The sequence below is a fragment of the bacterium genome (assembly GCA_021372535.1).
Lineage (GTDB): Bacteria > Latescibacterota > Latescibacteria > Latescibacterales > Latescibacteraceae > JAFGMP01.
In genome coordinates this window covers 20,710-40,236 of sequence record JAJFUH010000020.1, presented here as the reverse complement: position 1 = coordinate 40,236, position 19,527 = coordinate 20,710, and the positions used below count along the sequence as shown (strand labels likewise).

Genomic DNA, 19,527 nt, shown 5'->3' with positions numbered 1-19,527 from the left:
TCCCCTCTCTTGAGGCAAGAGAGGGGATTGAGGGGTGAGTTCGGGTTGAGAAAAGGGGCAATAACCAAATCAAAAACAATACACATGCCGGTAAAAGCCCTATTTACAAGATTTTTCGAATATTTATTACAATTTTAACCGTCACTACTGATTTTCATGAATAATCCGGGTTAGAGACGTGGCACATTTGTGAGCCGGTGGATGAAAGAAGCTATCCGGCGCTGATATCCGGTGTGGGAACACCCTTATTTAACCCTGAGCGATGTTGCATAGTCGGTATAATGGACATACGGCCCCTGCATCCAGATCACGCGGATTCCATCGGACGGGGAACCGCGGGGAACGACGGGACGGACGTTGTTCCAGCGCGAATTGGAGGTTATACGATCCGACAGCCACGAAACACCGCGGTTGCCGGTAAACCAGCGCTCGATTTCGAATACGCCGTTCTGACGCCGTGAAAGGTAGACAATCGAGGGATCGTTGTGGTCGAGCACGACGCCCCCGGAATAGTGAGGCTCGCGCTCCTCTTCACCCTTCGGAGTCTGCGGGAACCAGTCTCCGGCCTGCACCATCTCGTTGTCAACCCACCGTTCGCCATTCCAGCAGGCATAGCGGTAACGGTGGTCTTTCGTGTTCGGATAGGCGCCGTAGACTATCACCGGGCGGCCCGAGCCATCGAGCGCAATGTCCCATATCCATGCACGGGCGTGGTTTGCAGCGCCATCGTACACCAGATCGGCTTCGGAAGGTTCGAGGGGAAGCTCCCCGGCAGATTTGATTTCTATCCCGCCCGCACGGTACAGGACGCCATCCCGCATGCATGCATAGTAAATGCTGTTTGTCTCCTCGTTCCGCGGATGACCGTCCGTGAACGCAAAATGGATCGTATCGTATCCGTTCGACTCATATTTGATGTAAGGCCGGGCGCCATGACCCGCAATGAGGGTTCTGGCTGGCGACCACGAGATACCGTCCTCCGAGAAGGAGAAATCCGGCTTGAAATCGCCTCCGCGCCAGAACAGGTACATCCCCTCCGAAACCGCAAGCGGATTCGGATAGGTATATCCCATCTCGCCCTCGATGTTCGTGATGAGCTCGTACTCGTCGCTCCACTCCGTTATATCCTCCGGGCGCGCCGAAATACGGTAGTACATCGAAGGCCCGGCATGCGCGGAGTAAAAAACCATGATACGGCCATCACGGCGCACGAACAGCGCAGGATTAGCGTGATCGTCCGCCTGGAGCTTGTGCCTGACCGATGCTGTCTCGATCTGCTGTGTCGCGTGATCGAAGGAGGCGACGACGATGTCTCCGACGCGGGTTACCCAACCTATGTACGTGCGGCTGTATTCACCACGGTAATACACGGCGCGGGGATCGGCGAACCAGCACCATGCACCGTCCTGAGCGATGGTCGTGCAGAACTCGCCGGGTATCCGGATTTCCCGGTTGATATCGAGGATGTTGGATTTTCCCCGGAGCGCGAGCGCGCAAACACAGCATACGACAAGCACAGAAAGACATGCGGTCCGTTTCAGGTGTTTCGGCGGGATGAAAAACTTGGTCATAGTTTTCTGCCTTTTTGTATCGGATCCATTTCGACGGTGTCTGTTATTTTATAAAGATCGCTTATTTCCAGATCGGATATGTATTCCAATCAACAGGAAATCCCATTGATGAACGGGAAATCTCCGGATACTCATCAAGCAGTTCTGTCAAGCGTTCCGACCATAAACACTCAGGGGAAATAACTGTTATCATGTATTTAAGAATCGTGAGAATCACAAACACTCTGTTATTTGAAATTGTAACAGGTGTATGCCACTCGGGATATTTTCTTTCTGACGGAAGTAGCGGTTTATATCCGAGTTCACGGTTCCATAACCGGCCATGATGTGCACAAATATTTCTGACTGCGTTCAGTGAAATAAACCATGATTTAAAAACTTTATCAGGTATCCGATATTCAGCAGCCACAATCTTTTGCAGACTATCGTTCATACCATTAAACAGAGTAAGTAAAGCTCCGAATGACATGATTTCGGCAGCCATCCAGAGGGGTAAATGTGACTGAGAATCGCCGTACTTACGCTGAAAGTGTGTCACAAAAGCCTCTTTACTTCGATTGGCTTCAACATTGAGCCGTTTCAGCCATTCCTCGTGACCATCTCCGGAAAGATTTTGCAGGTTTTTACGATCAACATGACCGAAAGGACCATTCGCATGAGCGAAGAAATATATAATTGAAGTTCGTAATGCAATCTCCGTTTTCTCAATTGCACCCATGACGATTAAACGCAATCTTCTGTCAAAACAATAATGTCTCCACACCAATCCAAAAGTGGTACCGGGTTTAAATAAATCGTCAGAACGATTTCTGAAAGGGTAAAGATAGCCGCTTAAGCGGTAATAATTAACAGTACTAAGGCAGGATATGAGGAGACTGCGGTCGGCAATGAGACCGCGTGATAAAAGTAAATCGGCTTGCTGCTCAAACGTGAGAGGAGGTTTTATGTATTTCATGAAGTATTTCCATAAAAAGAAAAACCCACCGAAGTACGCATGCGGGGCAGAGGCGCGGCGGGTATGCTAACCATAATATGTATCAGGATACATGGTGTGTCAAGCATTGTTTTCCGGATGAGGGCACAAGCATGTAAATCACCGCTATTGTCTCCGGCCTTTCTCGGTATTAGGGGCAATGGAGAAGAACCTTGTCATATATGTCGCCTGGGGATGAATCCCCGGGCTATTATCGGAAAGTGCCACCGGCACTTACCCGGCGCATCAGTGGTTTTAAGAGAGTCCGGGCAGGGACTTTTCAACAATAGCGCGGCATTTCAATGCCGTTTAAGAAGGCTGTGAAAAAGTATATTTTTCACGAGCCCCATGACAAAATGTGTTGTTTTGTTGCTGTCAAGGGAATATAAACATGTCCCCGAATTATTAATCGGGGATCGGCACTTCCTGCCGACCCTTGAGAGCTTATATCCACGTAAATGCAGTTTATCACAACGCTTTTAAAGTCACTATTCAGAGTCCAGCGGTGTTTTATCCGAACAGTATCCGTGCCCGCTCGATTTTCGATGTCAGATCGAGCCCGTTCACGCATTTCACCATGCATTCCCCGCAATCGCCGCAGACATCCACACGAGAGGAGGCCGGCAGGTTCCGGTAGTTCTCCCATGCGAGCCCTATGTCGCCATACCCGTCCGCATAGTTGACACAGCGGTTGAGATCGCTCACGCACACGCCTTTCGGGCACTGCTCGCGGCAGCCCGTACAGCCGGACACGCCACGGCAGTAGCGTTCCCTCGTCCGCTCGCCATACCGCTCAAGGATACGGCTATCATCGAAGGTGAGCTTCATGCCCATGATCGCGATATCGTCCTCGAGCTGCTCGAACGAGGTCATGCCCGGAATGGTCGTGTCCACATAGGGATTTTCGAGCACCCACTTGAGAAGCGCCTGCTGGTTGGAGATGCCCTTCATCTTCTCCGTGCGAATGTCGGGGAACGGCTTGCGCGGACGCTCGGTGGTGATGAGGATTTTCATGCCGATGATGGCAATTCCGGCCTCGCGAGCCCGTCTGATCGCCGCGGTGACCTCCGGCGGGGAATAGTAGTTATACCCGACGAGGGCGGCATCCCAGAACTTGCTTTCGACTGCCGCATCGAGCACCTCGGCCTGGTTGGCGTGGGTCGATATGCCGACGAAGCGTGTTTTTCCCTGCTTTTTGGCGGTATCGAAGATTTTCATGAGGTCATTCCGCAGAATCTGCTCCCTGCTGTCGGTGATATGGAGCATGAGGAGGTCGAGGTGATCCATCTGGAGCCGTTTGAGGGACAGATCGATCATGCCCGGCATGTCCCTGAGCTCCGTGCCCGAATTATCGAACTTGATCTTGGTGGAGACGAATACCCGGTCGCGCCGTGATTTAAGAGCCCTGCCGACGATCTCCTCGTTCTCGCCGTTCATGTACGAGTGGGCTGTGTCGACATAGTTGATGCCGTTGTCCACGGCGGCCATGACGAGGGCTTCATCGCGCATGTTCATGGCTCCGAAGCCGACCTCGCTCGCCTGGAAGCCGGTCGACCCGAGGTTGCGGAAAACGACCCGTCTGAAATCCGTGCTCTCCCCGAAAATCCGCCTCGACGACAGTCCGAACGAGGCAAGCCCGAGACCGGCGGCGGCGCCGCGTCTGATGAAATCCCTGCGGTTCGCTGCGGGCATGAAAAGCTCCTTTCCTGTTGTTTATTATCTTTATATAGAGTATGTATCTATTAATCAGACGTATCAGAAACAGGATGGTTACAATAAAAATATAAAACAGCTTTCATGCAAGGATGTTATATATTTTGAAGACCCTGCATTTATAAGAATACCTTATTATTGCTCCGGCGAATAAAGAATGATACCGGAAGTAAAAAAAACATGGATTCCCGCTTTCGCGGGAATGACGGCTTGGTGCGCAGTTACACAGATTGTTTCGAATCACCTTCATAGGGCTCAATTTCCGAAATATATTTCACCGTTTAATCGCCGGAGCAATAATATGATACTTTCCTTTGCGCGCCCAAAGGAAAGGGCGCCCGTGAAAAGCCTTTTTCCTCATTTGCGTCGTGATTTTCGGGAAGCGCAAAACTCACACATTTTCAATGTGCTCAAACAGTTGCGCTTCTGTTTCCGAAAATCGCTCGCTCAATCGGGGCTTTTCAACGGGATGATGGATTCGCAGACATGAGTGTTTTATATTCTGCTGATAATCAATATATTATATAGCTTCTCAGGATGGTTTCAGGGGAATCGAATGATTACCCTCACCCTCGGTCCCTCTCCCGTAAACAGGAGAGGGAAGAAAAGCGTTCAGGAATGCTGCTGATAATTACTTCAATGGTTTCTGATACATGAAGAGGAGGTAAAAGAGAAATGGGCCGCAGATGGTATTGTTTGAAAATGATGGCGTTTATTGTTGTAATTTATGGACTTGTATGCATGACCTCCGTCGCGCAGGAGAACAAGACGGACGCCCTGATGAAAGAGATCGTCTTCAGAGCGGCGCACATAACCCCCTCGGACCGTCAGGCCGCATGGCAGAAACTCGAGTTCTACGCGTTCATCCATTTCGGCATGAACACATTCTCCGACCGTGAATGGGGCGACGGCACCGAGAGCCCGGCGCTCTTCAACCCGACCGCTTTCGATGCCAGTCAATGGGTCGCGGTCTGCAAGGCTGCGGGCATGAAGGGCCTCATTCTGACCGCCAAGCACCATGACGGATTCTGTCTCTGGCCGAGCGCGTACACCGAACATTCGGTGAAAAACAGCCCATGGAAGAACGGCAGGGGAGACGTTATCGCCGAGGTTGCCCGCGCATGCCATGAGGCAGGGCTCAAGTTCGGGATTTACTGCTCGCCCTGGGACAGGCACGAGTCAACGTACGGGGATTCGCCTGCGTACAACGAGCATTTCAAGAACCAGCTCCGCGAGCTTCTGACGAATTACGGCGAGCTGTTCTGTGTCTGGTTCGACGGCGCCTGCGGCGAAGGCCCGAACGGCAAGCGTCAGGTCTATGCGTGGGAGGAGTACTATGCGCTCATCCGCGAGCTTCAGCCTCATGCGGTCATTTCGGTCATGGGACCCGATGTCCGGTGGTGCGGCAACGAGGCCGGGGAAACCCGCCAGTCCGAATGGAGCGTACTCCCCGTCCGAAACGCAGACAGGGCGACCATCGCCGAGAAGGCGCAGCACGCGGACGATCCGGCGTTCGCCAGCGCCGGAGGGTCGGAGGAGGACCTCGGCAGCAGGGAGAAGATTATGGAGGCGTATGAGAGCGGTGTGAGAGGGCAGCCACGGGGGGCTGCTCCTACGGGGGAGAAAAAGGCACCGGGGGAAAAAAGCGCAGCGGTGGAAAAGAGCGTGGGCGCAAGCGAGCTCATCTGGTTTCCGGCCGAGGTCAACACCTCGATACGGCCCGGATGGTTCTACCACGCCAGCCAGGACAGCCTGGTCAAACCGCTCGGGGTGCTGCTCGATATCTACTACGGCGCGGTGGGCGGCAACGCGACATTTCTCCTCAATTTTCCGCCGGACAAACGGGGGCTGATCCATGAAAACGACGCCGCACGAGCCCGTGAGCTCGGGAAAGTGCTGAACGAGACCTTCCGGACGAACCTCGCGCTCGGGGCGAAGGCAACGGCATCCGGTGTGCGCGGCGGCGACCAGGCGTACGGCGCGGGGAAAACGGTCGACGGCGACGAGAATACGTACTGGACGACCGACGACTGGCAGGATACGGCGAGCATCGAGTATGACCTCGGCGCGGAAAAAACGTTCAACGTGGCCATGCTTCAGGAGTACATCAGGGCGGGACAGCGTGTCGAGGATTTCGCGCTCGATGTGCAGGCCGGGGGGACATGGAAGGAAATCGCACGGTCGACGGTCATCGGGTACAAACGCCTCCTGAGATTCGAGCCGGTGACAGCGCGGAAGGTAAGGGTAAGGATACTCCGGTCGAGGGTGTGCCCGACGATGGCGAATTTCGGGCTGTTCCTCGCGCCGCGGTGAGAGGGAAACAGGAGAGAATAGAACGCGGATTTGTGAAGGACCCCTTGCCCTCCGGGCATCCCCCCTGAACAGGGGGGACACGGCAATTCGCCAGCGCTGTTGCTCTGACGCAGTGGGATGGAAACCGGGAGGGATCTTTTGAGATTAAAATTGATCGGTCATCCCCGAACATGATCGAAACCAGTCAGGCGGGTCATTTCAAAAGCAGGAGTTTCTTCGTCACGGTGAATTTATCCGCCCTGAACCGGCAGAAATACAGCCCGCTCGGCATGCCCCGGGCATTCCACACCACCGAATACCCGCCCGCGAGTTCGAAGTCATCCTTCAGTACGGCGATTCTGGCGCCGGAGATGTTATAAACGGTCACCGTCACCCGGCTGTCGCGGGGAAGACAGTAATCGATAGTCGTGGCAGGATTGAACGGGTTGGGATAGGCTTCCGAGACGGAAAACGCGGCGGGTACGCTTTCCACAAGGGTTTTGACCCCGGCGACGACCATGTCGCTTTCCATTCCGGAACCGACCGCCTGAACCCAGTAGTAATACTGGCTGTTTTTCCGGAGATCCAGATCGTCGGTATACCGTGAAACACCGGGGGCGACCGAATCGACGAGCACCGTATAGTACATTTCCGCGGCAAAAAGAGCCTCGGGTGAAGCATAATCCGTGGAGGGCACAGGCTCGGTCAGCACGGATGTCTGCGAGCGGTATATCAGATACTTTCTGACATATCCGAGCTCCTCGCTGGAGGATTTCTTCCACCAGAGCGTGCACCGGTTACCGTCCCCGGATTTGTATTCGACGATAACGTTCGAGGGCGGGCCGATCGTATCGATGACCCGCAGGTAAGTCGACAGGGTATCGGCGAAACCGCTCGGATCGCTCACCACGACGGTCACCGCGGACCTGCTCCCCGTGTCACCGGCCGCAGGTTTCCCCGTGAGGATTCCCGCAGTGTCGACGGTCATCCATCCGGGGCCTTCGAGCAGGCGGTAGGTCAGCTTCGATCTCCCGTAGGGGAAGTCCACGCGGAGGGTATCGTTATAGACGAGTCCCGCCACGGCGTCCGGCAATTCAGTGGAGACCATGACAACCGGCGGGGCAGGGGTGTTCAGGGGGTTCTCATAAGCGCCGATGTCCGGCGGCGTTCCGCGCCGTAAACCGAGGATATCGGCCGACGGAGCGTTCTCGGCAGTGCCCGCGCCGATGCACCGGCTGTTGTCACGGAGGCGTAAATCGCCGTTGCCGGGATCGATGAAGCAGGGGTCGGTCTGGATGTTCATATAGGCGTCGCACGAATCACCGTTCGCATTCACCGTAACATTGACACCGTACCATTCGCCGAGCCGGGAAAAGTTGTTATTCTGGTTATTCCAGAAATTCGTATAGGTTATAAACGGGGAACTGTTGTCTAAATATATGGCATACGACCCTCTATGATTGGACAGTATACAGTTTGTAATGACAGGTTTCCCGTTGTAAATACAGATTCCCGATCCATAAAACCAATAACAATCATTATTGTTAAATGTTACATTCGTAATTACAGGATTACTACTTTCAATATATATACCCCCGCCATACCAATTTGCATAATTGTTATAGATCGATACATTGTCTATGACGGGATTACCACTATAAATATACATCCCACCGCCGTTGTAAGAATAGGCGTAATTGTCATGGATAGATACATTGTGTATGACGGTGTTACTGTAATACAAATAAACTCCTGCGGATGAATAGTCTGAATTCCCCGTTATCACGAGGTTCTGCAGCCGCGGGCTTGCACCGTTGCACCTGATCCCAGTGCATTTTTCTACACTCGCCTGTCGTGATTCGATGCCGTTTGTTACGGTGAACCCGTCGAGCACTGCCGTGGTGTCTTCATTGCTCTGAAAAACGACCACCGTGCCCTGTTTGTTGCCGTGAAGAACCGTCTGTGAAATATACGAGGTGTCGCCGGTGGTAATGTACCACGATGCAAGGGTGATGTTTTTACCCTTGAAATCAATAGTCCCGTAGTATGTCCCCGGAGCGACGAGCACGGTATCGCCCGGAGAGGCGGCATCCATGGCAGAGGGGATGGACAGGAACATGGCGGGGACTTCTTTCCTGGTAACGGTGTAGCACGTCAAATCCTTGTCGCCGTACAAAGCAAGACCTTTCTCCGAGCGCCAGTAATACCCTTCTTTCGACCAGGTGACCGTGTACACGCCTTTCTGGATATTCAGCTCGTAGTAACCCGATGTGTCCGTATAGGTGCTGTCGAACAGCGAGGTCGGCGCAACGCGCTCGAAAACCACCCTGACACTGTCATTGCGGCTCTGATTATAGAGAAACACGTGACCGCTGACTTTTATCGTCTGTGCATATACCGTTCCGCAAAAAACCACCAAGAAAAGGAGCCAGAAGAAGAAATACCGTATTTTCATTCCACGACCTCCCGGGTACAAAATACTGTTATTGGGTTATTCATATATGAACATACATAAACCGGTCAGGGTTGTCAAGAAATTTATATGCAGGATAAGTTGCTTGTATTTCAAATGGTTATGACTGATTTTAAACAGGAGAGGGAAATGTCTGAACCGCTGATTACGCTGATTGAGGGATTACGCTGAATGTACTACCCCGACCCAAGGGTCCGGGTATAAAGCCCCCTTCCGTCACTTCGTGACACCTTCCCCCGTATCGGGGGCAGGTAATTACCGGAGTCGCATCGACTTCCCTTGCCCCTCTCATAGGGGAACGAAGCGAAGCGAAGAGCCGCGAAGCGCAAGGGATTAAGGGTCAGGAGGCCTGATCTGATACTGCGGGGTAATTCATTTTAAACTCCCTTCACGATCTCCGGGCGAGAATATTCGAGAAAATGGAGATGAGCCCGCCGAGGCCGATGTAGCCGATGAACACCTCGAACATGACCGCGAACTGGCCCCAGCCGGAACCCAGCTTCGGGGCGATATCGCCGATTCCGAGACGGAGGAAGGTCACGAAGGAGTAGTAGAACGGGGTCAGGAGATTCCATTCCCCGGTATTGGAGAACCAGCGCTCGCCCGCAATGGCATACGCCATGCCGAAACATCCCGCCACGACGAGGCACCAGAACAGGAACCGCCAGAAACTCCGCCCGCAGTCGCAGGTGATGAGCCATACGTAGTACCAGAACTTGTGGTGATCCCGCATCTGCATGATGAACTGCTGGTCGGCCATGTCACGGACGAACTGACGGTTCGAGGCGGCGAAAATACCCCGTGTGTCGATGTTCGAGAAATTCGTGGGAGGGATCGGCTCCTTCCGGGTGCGCCATTTCCAGAGCTGCCAGCGGGCAGGCGGTATTTCCCACGTGACAGGCTTGAGATTGTAATGGATACCCTTCCGCACGTTCTTGAAGCTGCAGCTCGCAAAGGAGGAATAGCTCAGATCGACCCCGAGAAACCGCGCCGCGGTAAAGAATCCCTCCTGACGGAAAACGGTTTTGTAAAAATACGCCTTTTTCAGGAACACAGCCCGCTCGAAATCGGTGTTCTGCGAGAATGTGGTGGAATCGAACGACGCCTCCCCCGAGAACCGTGCATCGCCGAACGAGACCTCGTCCTTGAAAAGAGCGCTGCCGAACGAGACATCCCAGAGGAAATCAGCGTTCTTGAACGATGTTTCGCCCGCAAAGGAGGCGGAATCGAAATAGACTTTCCCGGGAAATGTGGCGTTGGTGAAATAGGTCTTGCCGGAAAAAACGGCGCTCGTGAAATAGATGTGCCCGGTGAATGCCGCTCCGTTGAAATAGGTGTGACCGGAGAATGAGGCGAAATTGAAATAGGTGTGGCCGGAGAAACGCTCGCCGCTGAAATTGATGTTTATGGGGAAAACGAATCCGTTGCAGGACAGGTTGAAGAGCTTGCCCTCGGAGTCCCGCACGCTCTTGAGAAATTCCGCCCAGGCCTGATCGAACTCCGCCCGTTTCCCCTCGATGTCCGGGGAATGGAAGATGCAATAGGGGCGTCCGGTTTCGTCGGGATGCCATGCCGGCCGTGAACAGCGTTCAAAGGAGCAGGTAACCGTCTTGCCCATAATCGATTCTCCGGGAAAATCATTGAAAGTCACTGCATTATTATATGCACTTTCGATGGAGAGAGCAAAGAAAAAGATGGGGGAGGTACTACTCAAAAAGAATTAATGAGACAGGATTTACAAGATTGACAAGATTTTTTATAAAATGTGTTCTGTTTATCCTGTTAATAGCGTGAGAAAAATCCCCCCTAAAATTTTTTTCTTTCAGAATACATGCAAAAATACGAACTTATCTTCTGCATCAGAATTAGTGTAAATATTTTCCTTGACATGCTAACGTTCGTTTGTTATATTATCACTCAGAAAGAAGGCGCGCTCCAGAGTCAAAAAGGTGCGGAAACTATGTCATATTTTTGAGGGGCATTTTTTAATACTCTAAACAATAACTTATGTTATGATACAGATTACTATCAGTAACTAATGTTATTAAGAGAGAGGCCGTCCCAGCCCCCGGGAAAACCCTTAAAATGATGCCGGGAACGGACGGTCTCTCTCCGGGAAATACTTTAACCGGGGATGAAAGGATCGGTATAGAGGTGGGATTCAATGCGGATATCAAGCGGGCACAGAAAGACTGTATCTTCTTCGGAAACAGATATTTCCCGCACCTTGTCACCAGGAAGTGCGCACCGTTCCACCACCGTCTCATCGAGATAGTGGAAAACCCGGAGTATGACCGTATTTCGATTCTTGCGCCGCGCGGTCATGCCAAGTCGACATGGCTGAGCATCATCTATCCCATCTGGAAAATTGTCAAAAACCGTGACATCAAGATAATCATCGTTTCGGATACGGGAGACCAGGCGGAGATGTTTCTGCGGGCGATAAAAGACGAGCTGGAAGCAAACGAACGTATGATAAGCGACTTTGGTGAATTCTATACCAAACCGAAATCAGGAAGCCCGAATGTGTGGAAGGCAGGTGACATAACGGTCACACGGTCATCACGGGCGAAGGAGCCGACCATTGTCTGCGGGGGAACGGGAAAGCGCATTCTCGGACGGCGCGCCGACCTCATCATAGTGGACGATCCGCTCAACGACGAGAACACCGACAACGACCGTCAGCGCAGGAAAACGCTGCGGTGGTTTCACAAGACGCTCACACCGATACTCAATCCGGAGACAGGGCGGATTGTCGTTATCGGAACGCGAAAACACCCGGAGGACCTCCATTCCGAGCTCGGCAGGAATCCGCGATACCGTCAGTTCACATTCAGGGCGCTCGAAAAGGATGCGCAGGGTAAAGAGACACCGCTCTGGCCGGAACGGTGGCCGCTCAAACGGCTCATGAGGGAAAAGGAGGAAATCGGATCGCTCATTTTTGCCCAGGAATACCAGAACGAGCCGATCAGCGAGGAAACCGCCTATTTCCGCCGTGAATGGATCGAACGGTGCTACGATCCCGGAGCGAAGCTGATGAACTGCTATTACGGCGGACTGCCCGTGTTCACCGGCTGGGACCTTGCCGTAGTCGCAGACCGTGAGCACGCAGAGGAGCACGACACCGATTACACGGTGGGAATAACCATAGCGCTCGATGAAAACGGCACCCGTCACATCATCGACATCTACCGTGAGCGCGGACTCACGCCGTCCCAGATTCTCGAAGTCATACGTATGCGGGCGCGGCTGTTCAATCCGAGGCTCATCACCATCGAGAACAACCTGTTCCAGAGCCTCTACGAGCAGGAACTTCTGTCGACCACCGACCTGCCGGTCGCGGGACACACCACCGGCCGTGAGAAGATGGATGTATTCAGGGGAGTGCCCTCGCTCTCGGTGCTGTTCGAGAACGGGAAATACCGTCTTCCCGTCGGCGACGAGCGTTCGGCGCGGCTCATGGAAACGCTCGCGGGGGAGCTTGTCGGGCTCGGAGTCGAGACGCACGACGATACGGTCATGGCGCTCTGGATAACCGAGTGCGGCATACGGCGGCACCGTGAGACGGAAGCGCTGATCGAGGTGATCGACGATCCGACGTGATAAAAGACGGAAAAAGACAGGCATAAGGCACTTGAAGACAGGCACAAGGCATAAGGGAAAAAACCTGAACCGGGATTTACGGAATTCCGGAAAACCTCATGATTCATCTATATCCGCATAAAAAAAACTGAACCGGGATGGCCAGGATTAAAAGATGATTACCGGGATTAAAAAGACAGGCATAAGGCATAAGGCATAAGGGAAAAGATAGACCAAGGCACTGAGATAGAGACCGAGAGGGAAAAATCAGAAACTATAAACGAGAGACCGGTAACTATTAAGGAAAGGAAACGGCATGAGTTTTCTCATCAACAGACTGTATGGCAGGAAAAACGTCGGAGGGACGGTATCCCGGATTACGTATCCGGAGATATCTCCTCACGACGAGCAGCCGGAATCACGCGACGAACGTCGGGCGGACATCATCAAGTGGTGGACCTACTATCACGGCAGCAATCCCGCCACGGGGAAGAGCCAGTGGACCTACCTCTACGAGCGGTTCGAAACCATGCCGAGACGCGAGATCGAGGATGTGGAGAATCATACGCGCATCTGTACGGACCGTCTGAGACGGCTGCTGGTCAACTCGTGGCGCGGATTCGAGTTCGACGACGAACGGACCGGCGCCCGTATCGCCGACATCCTCAACCGTAACCGCTGGCCGCACCTGCTCAACCTCGCGGCGCTTTACGGCAAGGTGACGGGCGATGTGTTCATCAAGCTGGCTCCCGCTCAGCCCGGGTCACAGTTCGGCCCGGTGAGGCTCATTCTGCTCGACAGCGAGGCGGTGGAGATCGATGTCTCGCCCCATGACCGGAACGACGTACGATCGGTCACGGTCTCGTATGATTTTTTCGAGCCGGACAAAGAGAGCACCGGAAAGTACAGCCGTCACTCATACCGTGAGATCCTCGACACATCGAGTGTGACTGCGTTCGTGGATGACGAATACGCGCCGGGATACTCGTACGACCACAATCTCGGATTCATTCCGGTAGTGCATGTCCGTAACCTCGATCCGGGCGGGGGCGTGTACGGGGAATCGTTCGTAGGCCGTCTCACCGATGCCCAGGACACGATGAATCTGCTCGCGACGGATATCCTCGATATCGTGCGCTATGACGGGCACAAGACAACCATTTTCCAAAATGTGAACATCGACAAGGCTGCATCGAGGGACGGCGCAACATCGGGAGAGATCGATCTTTCCATCGGCAAAGGGCTCGTGGTGAAAGGCGAAGGCAGGGTGTACAAGCTCGACAACCAGCACGACCTCGGCGCGGCGCTCCAGGAATATGACCGGAAGCTCGATGCTTTCTATGATCTCGCCGGAGTGCCGCGGTTCTCGCGCGATATGGTCTCGCACCTCGGGAACCTGAGCGGGAAGGCAATCGAACGTCTCTACCAGGATGCCATAGAATCGACCCGCGAGGCGCAGGGGCTCTACGGAGAATCGTTCCGCGAACTGGCGGTAAAGATCGCGGTCATGCTCGGAATCGAGCCGCCCGGTGTTCAGGTGCTCTGGAATACGGATGTGGTTTCCGCCGATATCGAAATCCTCGCCCGTGAATACGAAACGGGTGCGCGCTCGATACGGTCGGTCATGCGCAAGCTCGGCATAACCGATGTGGACAGGATGCGGCAGGAGATTGAAGAAGAGAAGGGGTAAAGACAGGCACAAGGCATAAGGCACAAGGCATAAGGGAAAAAGATTAAAGACAGGCACAAGGCACAAGGGGAAAATACTACAAATCAGAGACCAGAGACTACAAACCAGAGACTTAGAAACCATTAATCAGGAAGAGGGAACATGTCAGAGTACACGAGAGAACAGGTCGAGGAGATGGTGCAGGAGGCAGTGGAAAAGACGGAACGGTCGTTCGGCGGAACCTTCAAGCGGCTCAAGAGCGAAAATGAAGAGCTCCGGGCGCAGTTTGAAAGCATCGCGGCCGAACAGGAAACCGCCCGCGGCACCATGGAACGGCGTATTGCGGAACTTGAATCATCACTCAAGGAACGTGACAGCCGCATCTCCGAACTCGCCATCAGAGGCGAATTCCAGAAACAGCTCAGGGAAAAAGGGCCACTGCCCGAACGGTTCGTGGATATGGAAGCCATTGCTTACTCGGAAGACCCGGAGATTCTCGGCGCCAGTGTGGCCGAGGCGATCGATAAGGGCAGGAGGGAATTCGAGCAGGTGCTGAGCGAGCACGGCATCGCGGTTCCATCGGGTGCAGCAGGCAGGACGGCGAATCCAACCAACCCCCCGAACCGTGACACCGCAACGGCTCATAACCTGAAAAGCGCAGAAGCCCGTGAGGCACTCCACGACATGGTCAGCCGCGGGCTCATACGGTAGCATGGGAGGTAACAGAAGCAAACGGCGTTTGAGCACGGCATTGAAATACCGTGCTATCATCGAAAAGTCCCTGACGGGACTCATTCAAACGCGGATTAATACTCAAGCGAATAAATAATGCTACTGATATCAGGAATAGATGCCGAAACACGTTCGGCATGACGTCATCCGATGTCACTGTTTAAGCACCGATGCAATAATAAAAAAGGAGTACCGGAGGCATTTTCTCGTTGTGAGGTAACTCAGCGAACCGGGAACAGGCTGGTGATTCATTCCCGGAGGAACCTCAGCAGGAAGCAGAGGCAGCAAGCATCAGGAACACAATAACCATCATGAACCACAGTACAGAACAATGAAAGGAAATCACCATGGGTGCAGAACCGGGATTTCTCTCAAGCCATACGGCAACAACGGGATCGTCCCTTGTACAGCTCTCCCCGCACATGCAGGTAAAGAACGGCGAATCCGCACTGACAGCCGGGCTCCTCATGAGCATCAATCCGAATGACGGGAAGGCATACGTGTGCGATCTCAATACCATCAACTGCGTGCCCGCGGGTTTTGCGGCAACCGACAATCCGCTCGGCACGAATGTGGACGATACGGGCAAGATCACCCTCATCCGTCAGGGACGAATCAGGGGCTTTTCCGGGCTCATACCCGGCGCGCTCTACTATCCCTCGGCGGATACGGCAGGGGCAATCGTACCCGAACGCGCGACCGCCGGGCCGGTTGTGACAGCCATCGCGGAAACCTCAGGAACCGACTTTCTGAGGAATGTCCACATACGCGCCGGACACAGGCCGTCTGCGGGCAACTGGACCATCACATTTCCGACGGCAACGAGCTGCACGATCACCCCGCCGGAAGGAAGCGCGGGCGCATCGACTACAGTGGCAGACAGCACAGTCTACAACGGCACTATCACAGGCGCCGAGGATTTCTATATCCAGACCGGCACGCTCACCACAGGGGATACGGCAACTATCACCGTATCGTACGCAACTCCGGCAGCCTGCACGGTAACCATCGATTCGCCGGGGAACGCTTTCACCGCGTTCGATCCGCTGGAGGGCATGGCGGGCACAATCATCACGAAGGGGCTGTATACCCTGGTCACCACGGGGTCGACGGTGACGGTGAGCTTCAACGGGGGCGCCGCATCGGCGGCAAAACCGATCGTCGCTGACGGGGTGTATTTCGACATCATCCCCGGAGTGGCGATGACAGTCCAGGGAACCTCGATAACCGCCGAGACCAATCACTTTCTCGTCGACACGCAGGAATTGACCGCCCCTGTGGGTATCGCGGTCGATTCAACAACGCTTCAGATTCTCATGGGAGGCATAGGCTGATGGCAGAATACGGAATACGCACCATTGACAATGTCAGGGCTAACTCCCTGTACGACAAGTACATCGGGTGGATCGACGAGTACAATTCGAACCCGGAATACGTATCCGAGTTCATCCGTCGTGTCGGAGTGAAAATCGACAAACCGAACGCCGTGCTGAGTGAGGCGCCGCTCGAATTTGTCGAATCCGCCGAGCTCTTCATGCCCGACTGGCAGAAGGCGAAAGAGATCGTGATACCGGTGGAGCTCAGGTATTACGCTCTCGGGCAGGCGTTCACCCGCCGGTTCATCCAGTCGAACACCTCGCGGGTGCTCGACGAGCGCACCAAAAAGGCAATCGCCGCCGATCAGCGGCTTGTCATGAAGAAGTACTTCGGCTGCATGCTCCTGAAAGCGGTGAGCGGCTTCTACTGCGGAACGGGGTACACGCCGCCGAAATACAAGAACAACTCGTTCGACTCGACGCACCAGCACTATGTTCTGTCGCATCTCGGAGCGGGAGACGCCGCATGGGATATTGGCGACATCCGCCGTGCGAAGGAACATATCCTCGAACACGGGTATTCGTCGCTCAACCTCCACATCTACGCCAATGCCAACACGATCCGTGACATCGAGGGCTGGGCGACCTGGACTGCTTCCGGTACGCCAACGGTTTCTTCGCGCCTTACGGACAAGCTGGCGACGGAAGGATTCGCGCAGGGAGTGAGCATCGAGGGATTTGTCCTCCATCACGAGGAATGGGTCCCCGACGATTACATGCTCCTTGTGAGCCACGACGAACCGTGCGTGGCGGAACGTGTCCATCCCAACGCCTCGGCGCGGGGACTCATGCTCATTCCGGGCCGTAACTCGAACTGCCAGCTCGAGGATTCCTATTACGAGCGGGCGACAGGAACGGCGGTCATCGGAAAAGGTGCGGGTGTGGTGCTGTACAATACCACCGGCGCCGCATGGGCAAATCCGGAGGGATTCGATTTCGACTGAGCTGAAAAAACAGTCTGAACCGCTGATTACACTGATTAACTGATTGGTATGCCCCCTCTCCACCCATAACCAGCATCCCCAGTACCCTGACCATGCCCGTCAACAGAAAGGGAAAAAAAGAAGAGGAAGCAGGGGACGCTGGCAGGGGTGAGGGCAATAAAAACAAGAAGTATCATATGACAAGCGCGGGGGAAATCCTGAGATATGGCAGGGATACCCCCGCCGACAAACGGATTCATGAGGAAAAACCATGCGGAAAACCAACGAAGAACTCGACGAGATGATCGCGGGGCAGGAGACAGGTATCGCTGAAGCAGCGGAAGGGGTCGATGTGACCCGCGGTCATGTTTCAAAGTCCATGAGCCAGCTTCTTGCCAACAGACGTGAGGCAATCAGGCTTCTCGAAAGCCAGAAGGAGATCACCACAGTAACTCTGAGGGCGGGGATATGAACCTGTTCAGCACAAGCGACATCGATTACCCGTTCACGGTCACTGTGTCCCGTCCAACGGGGGCATTCGGGGAAAACGGCGCGTACACCGGAACACTCGAGACAGTCATCGCGTCCATGGCAGCTGATATTCAGTTCTCGCTCAAGGTTCGTCAGCTCACAAGCGAAGACAGAACCGGGATTTCGGACACCGCGGTGTGGGTCATGTTCTGCAATCCGCCGTCACCCATCAGGCACGGGGACAGGGTATACGATGGCTCACGAACATTTGCGGTCAATTCTGTCAGCGAATGGGGAACCCATACCGAGTGCGTAATGAGAATCGTATAAAGCTGATCAACAATCCCGAATAAAAAACAGGATATAGAAAGATCATACGACATGCCAAACATAAACGACATCAATACAGCGGTTTACAGGCTGCTGAACACAGATGCTGAGCTTGCGGGACTCTGTACGGTATATAAGGGGGGAAAAAGACCCGTACGAGCGGTCAATCCATCGGCTACCATCGAGGCAAAACGTCTCGAACCCGGAGAGGGCGAAGGTATATGGATGTGCGACATCCTGGTAACCGTCTACACGGATATACTCGCAAACGGCATGCACGACTGTGAAAACCTCGAAACCATCAGTTCACGGATTCGCGGGGTTCTCAGCGACGCCGAAGTCGAGATGGACGGGACCAAGGCTCTTCCCCTCATTGAAGGCTCAACCGGAAGTCCAGACTGGAGCAAGGCTCACGAAAGCGAGACATTCCAGGAATGCATTTTCGGGCTTGTCTTTATCAAGTACTAATAAAAGACAGGTCTCTGGTTCATGGTTGAAAACGATACTCCTGAAATGAGATTTAACACTATAAACCATGAACAACAAACCACAATACCTATTACTGTATATCATGATGGGGTACAATATGCTGGATAGGAACGAGCAGGATATACGAGACAGGATAAGGAACCTTGAACGCCGTATCGAGGAGCTGTCAGCCCGTTTTGAAAAACAGCTCGAACAGTTCCTCGATGCAGACATGAAAGCCAGGGGACTGAAGTGATAAAGAAAGGCATAAGGCACAAGGCATAAGGGCAAAGATTAAAGTAACCATGAACCAGAGACAATGAACAATAAACCGGAGTTTTAAGGAGATCGATGTGATTCCTGTTACGGAAATAAGGACACTGCCGGTTTCATCGTCTGAACCCGAAGACCGCACCACCGGGGGAACGGTTCTCGGGCCGGACGAAGCGCTTGAACTCGGGATTGTCGATACAACAGACGAAGCCCAGGACCTGCCGGTCAGTGTGTTCTGGTGGCGTGTGAGCGATATAAAGGGCAACAGCGAAATATACAATATCAGGGTGTGGCTCGAAGGAACGGAGGAGTTAACCGGCACTGACGCCTGGTATATGGACATAACAGATACGTGGACGCAGGGGAAAACTCCGGTTCAGGTAAAAACTGGCACTCCCGGGACAGCTCCTCTGAGCGAACCCGATCCGAACCTCACCAGGCGGGGCGGGGGAAATGTAACCGGTATAACGAACGACCAGACATCGGGTTACATCTACATAACCGGCACTATCGGTGTTAACGAGACAACAGGAGAAAAAACCGGATTGAAACTCATGATTATGTTCGATTATCACTGATTTCAGACATGATTGACAGAATTGAAAAGATAAGAAAGGGAATACCCATGTAAATCCCGATGATATAGTCGGACGAACTAAGTGTTTTTTCAGACAGAATTAA

16 protein-coding genes are annotated in these 19,527 nt (G+C 53.6%); 11 read left to right on the top strand and 5 right to left on the bottom strand.

Annotated elements, in window-relative coordinates; all coding sequences use genetic code 11:
- Positions 1–245 precede the first annotated feature (245 nt).
- The 3 genes from LLG96_02135 to LLG96_02125 form a co-directional block, all read right to left on the bottom strand.
- A complete protein-coding gene (locus tag LLG96_02135) occupies positions 246–1,571 on the bottom strand; it encodes a BNR repeat-containing protein (GenBank protein ID MCE5248999.1) in 1,326 nt (441 codons plus the stop codon).
- Positions 1,572–1,632: 61 nt separating this feature from the next.
- On the bottom strand, positions 1,633–2,526 hold the full coding sequence (locus LLG96_02130; GenBank protein ID MCE5248998.1) for an Abi family protein: 894 nt from the start codon (positions 2,524–2,526) through the stop codon (positions 1,633–1,635).
- 528 nt (positions 2,527–3,054) lie between these two features.
- Positions 3,055–4,236, bottom strand: coding sequence for an aldo/keto reductase (locus LLG96_02125; GenBank protein MCE5248997.1), 1,182 nt, complete (start codon positions 4,234–4,236; stop codon positions 3,055–3,057).
- Between the two features lie 801 nt (positions 4,237–5,037).
- Between LLG96_02125 and LLG96_02120 the strand changes: the two genes are divergently transcribed.
- Positions 5,038–6,570, top strand: coding sequence for an alpha-L-fucosidase (locus LLG96_02120; GenBank protein ID MCE5248996.1), 1,533 nt, complete (start codon positions 5,038–5,040; stop codon positions 6,568–6,570).
- Positions 6,571–6,763: 193 nt separating this feature from the next.
- Here the strand turns inward: LLG96_02120 and LLG96_02115 are convergent, their stop codons facing one another.
- Both LLG96_02115 and LLG96_02110 read right to left on the bottom strand, forming a co-directional pair.
- Complete coding sequence (locus LLG96_02115) at positions 6,764–9,004, bottom strand: T9SS type A sorting domain-containing protein (protein MCE5248995.1); 2,241 nt, start codon at positions 9,002–9,004, stop codon at positions 6,764–6,766.
- 406 nt (positions 9,005–9,410) lie between these two features.
- Positions 9,411–10,640 (bottom strand): pentapeptide repeat-containing protein, encoded by a 1,230-nt coding sequence (locus tag LLG96_02110; GenBank protein ID MCE5248994.1) that lies wholly within the window; start codon positions 10,638–10,640, stop codon positions 9,411–9,413.
- 467 nt (positions 10,641–11,107) lie between these two features.
- Here LLG96_02110 and LLG96_02105 point away from each other — a divergent pair, with 467 nt between their 5' ends.
- From LLG96_02105 to LLG96_02060, 10 genes are all read left to right on the top strand, one after another.
- The gene (locus LLG96_02105; protein MCE5248993.1) at positions 11,108–12,625 is read left to right on the top strand and encodes a hypothetical protein; all 1,518 of its coding nucleotides are present in this window, start codon (positions 11,108–11,110) and stop codon (positions 12,623–12,625) included.
- A gap of 295 nt (positions 12,626–12,920) precedes the next feature.
- On the top strand, positions 12,921–14,294 hold the full coding sequence (locus LLG96_02100) for a phage portal protein (protein MCE5248992.1): 1,374 nt from the start codon (positions 12,921–12,923) through the stop codon (positions 14,292–14,294).
- A gap of 141 nt (positions 14,295–14,435) precedes the next feature.
- Positions 14,436–14,984 carry a hypothetical protein gene (locus tag LLG96_02095; GenBank protein MCE5248991.1) on the top strand — a complete coding sequence of 183 codons (549 nt, stop codon included), beginning with the start codon at positions 14,436–14,438 and terminating at the stop codon, positions 14,982–14,984.
- Between the two features lie 368 nt (positions 14,985–15,352).
- A complete protein-coding gene (locus LLG96_02090) occupies positions 15,353–16,339 on the top strand; it encodes a hypothetical protein (protein ID MCE5248990.1) in 987 nt (328 codons plus the stop codon).
- Positions 16,339–17,325, top strand: coding sequence for a hypothetical protein (locus tag LLG96_02085; GenBank protein MCE5248989.1), 987 nt, complete (start codon positions 16,339–16,341; stop codon positions 17,323–17,325). The genes LLG96_02090 and LLG96_02085 overlap by 1 nt, the downstream gene beginning before the upstream one ends.
- Before the next feature lie 250 nt (positions 17,326–17,575).
- The gene (locus LLG96_02080; GenBank protein ID MCE5248988.1) at positions 17,576–17,776 is read left to right on the top strand and encodes a hypothetical protein; all 201 of its coding nucleotides are present in this window, start codon (positions 17,576–17,578) and stop codon (positions 17,774–17,776) included.
- Positions 17,773–18,105 carry a hypothetical protein gene (locus LLG96_02075; GenBank protein ID MCE5248987.1) on the top strand — a complete coding sequence of 111 codons (333 nt, stop codon included), beginning with the start codon at positions 17,773–17,775 and terminating at the stop codon, positions 18,103–18,105. Before LLG96_02080 ends, LLG96_02075 begins: the two co-directional genes overlap by 4 nt.
- A gap of 51 nt (positions 18,106–18,156) precedes the next feature.
- On the top strand, positions 18,157–18,573 hold the full coding sequence (locus LLG96_02070; GenBank protein ID MCE5248986.1) for a hypothetical protein: 417 nt from the start codon (positions 18,157–18,159) through the stop codon (positions 18,571–18,573).
- Positions 18,574–18,691: 118 nt separating this feature from the next.
- Positions 18,692–18,829: a hypothetical protein gene (locus LLG96_02065; GenBank protein ID MCE5248985.1), complete on the top strand. Its 138-nt coding sequence runs from the start codon at positions 18,692–18,694 to the stop codon at positions 18,827–18,829.
- A 97-nt stretch (positions 18,830–18,926) separates the two neighbouring features.
- On the top strand, positions 18,927–19,424 hold the full coding sequence (locus LLG96_02060; protein ID MCE5248984.1) for a hypothetical protein: 498 nt from the start codon (positions 18,927–18,929) through the stop codon (positions 19,422–19,424).
- The last annotated feature ends 103 nt before the right edge of the window (positions 19,425–19,527 follow it).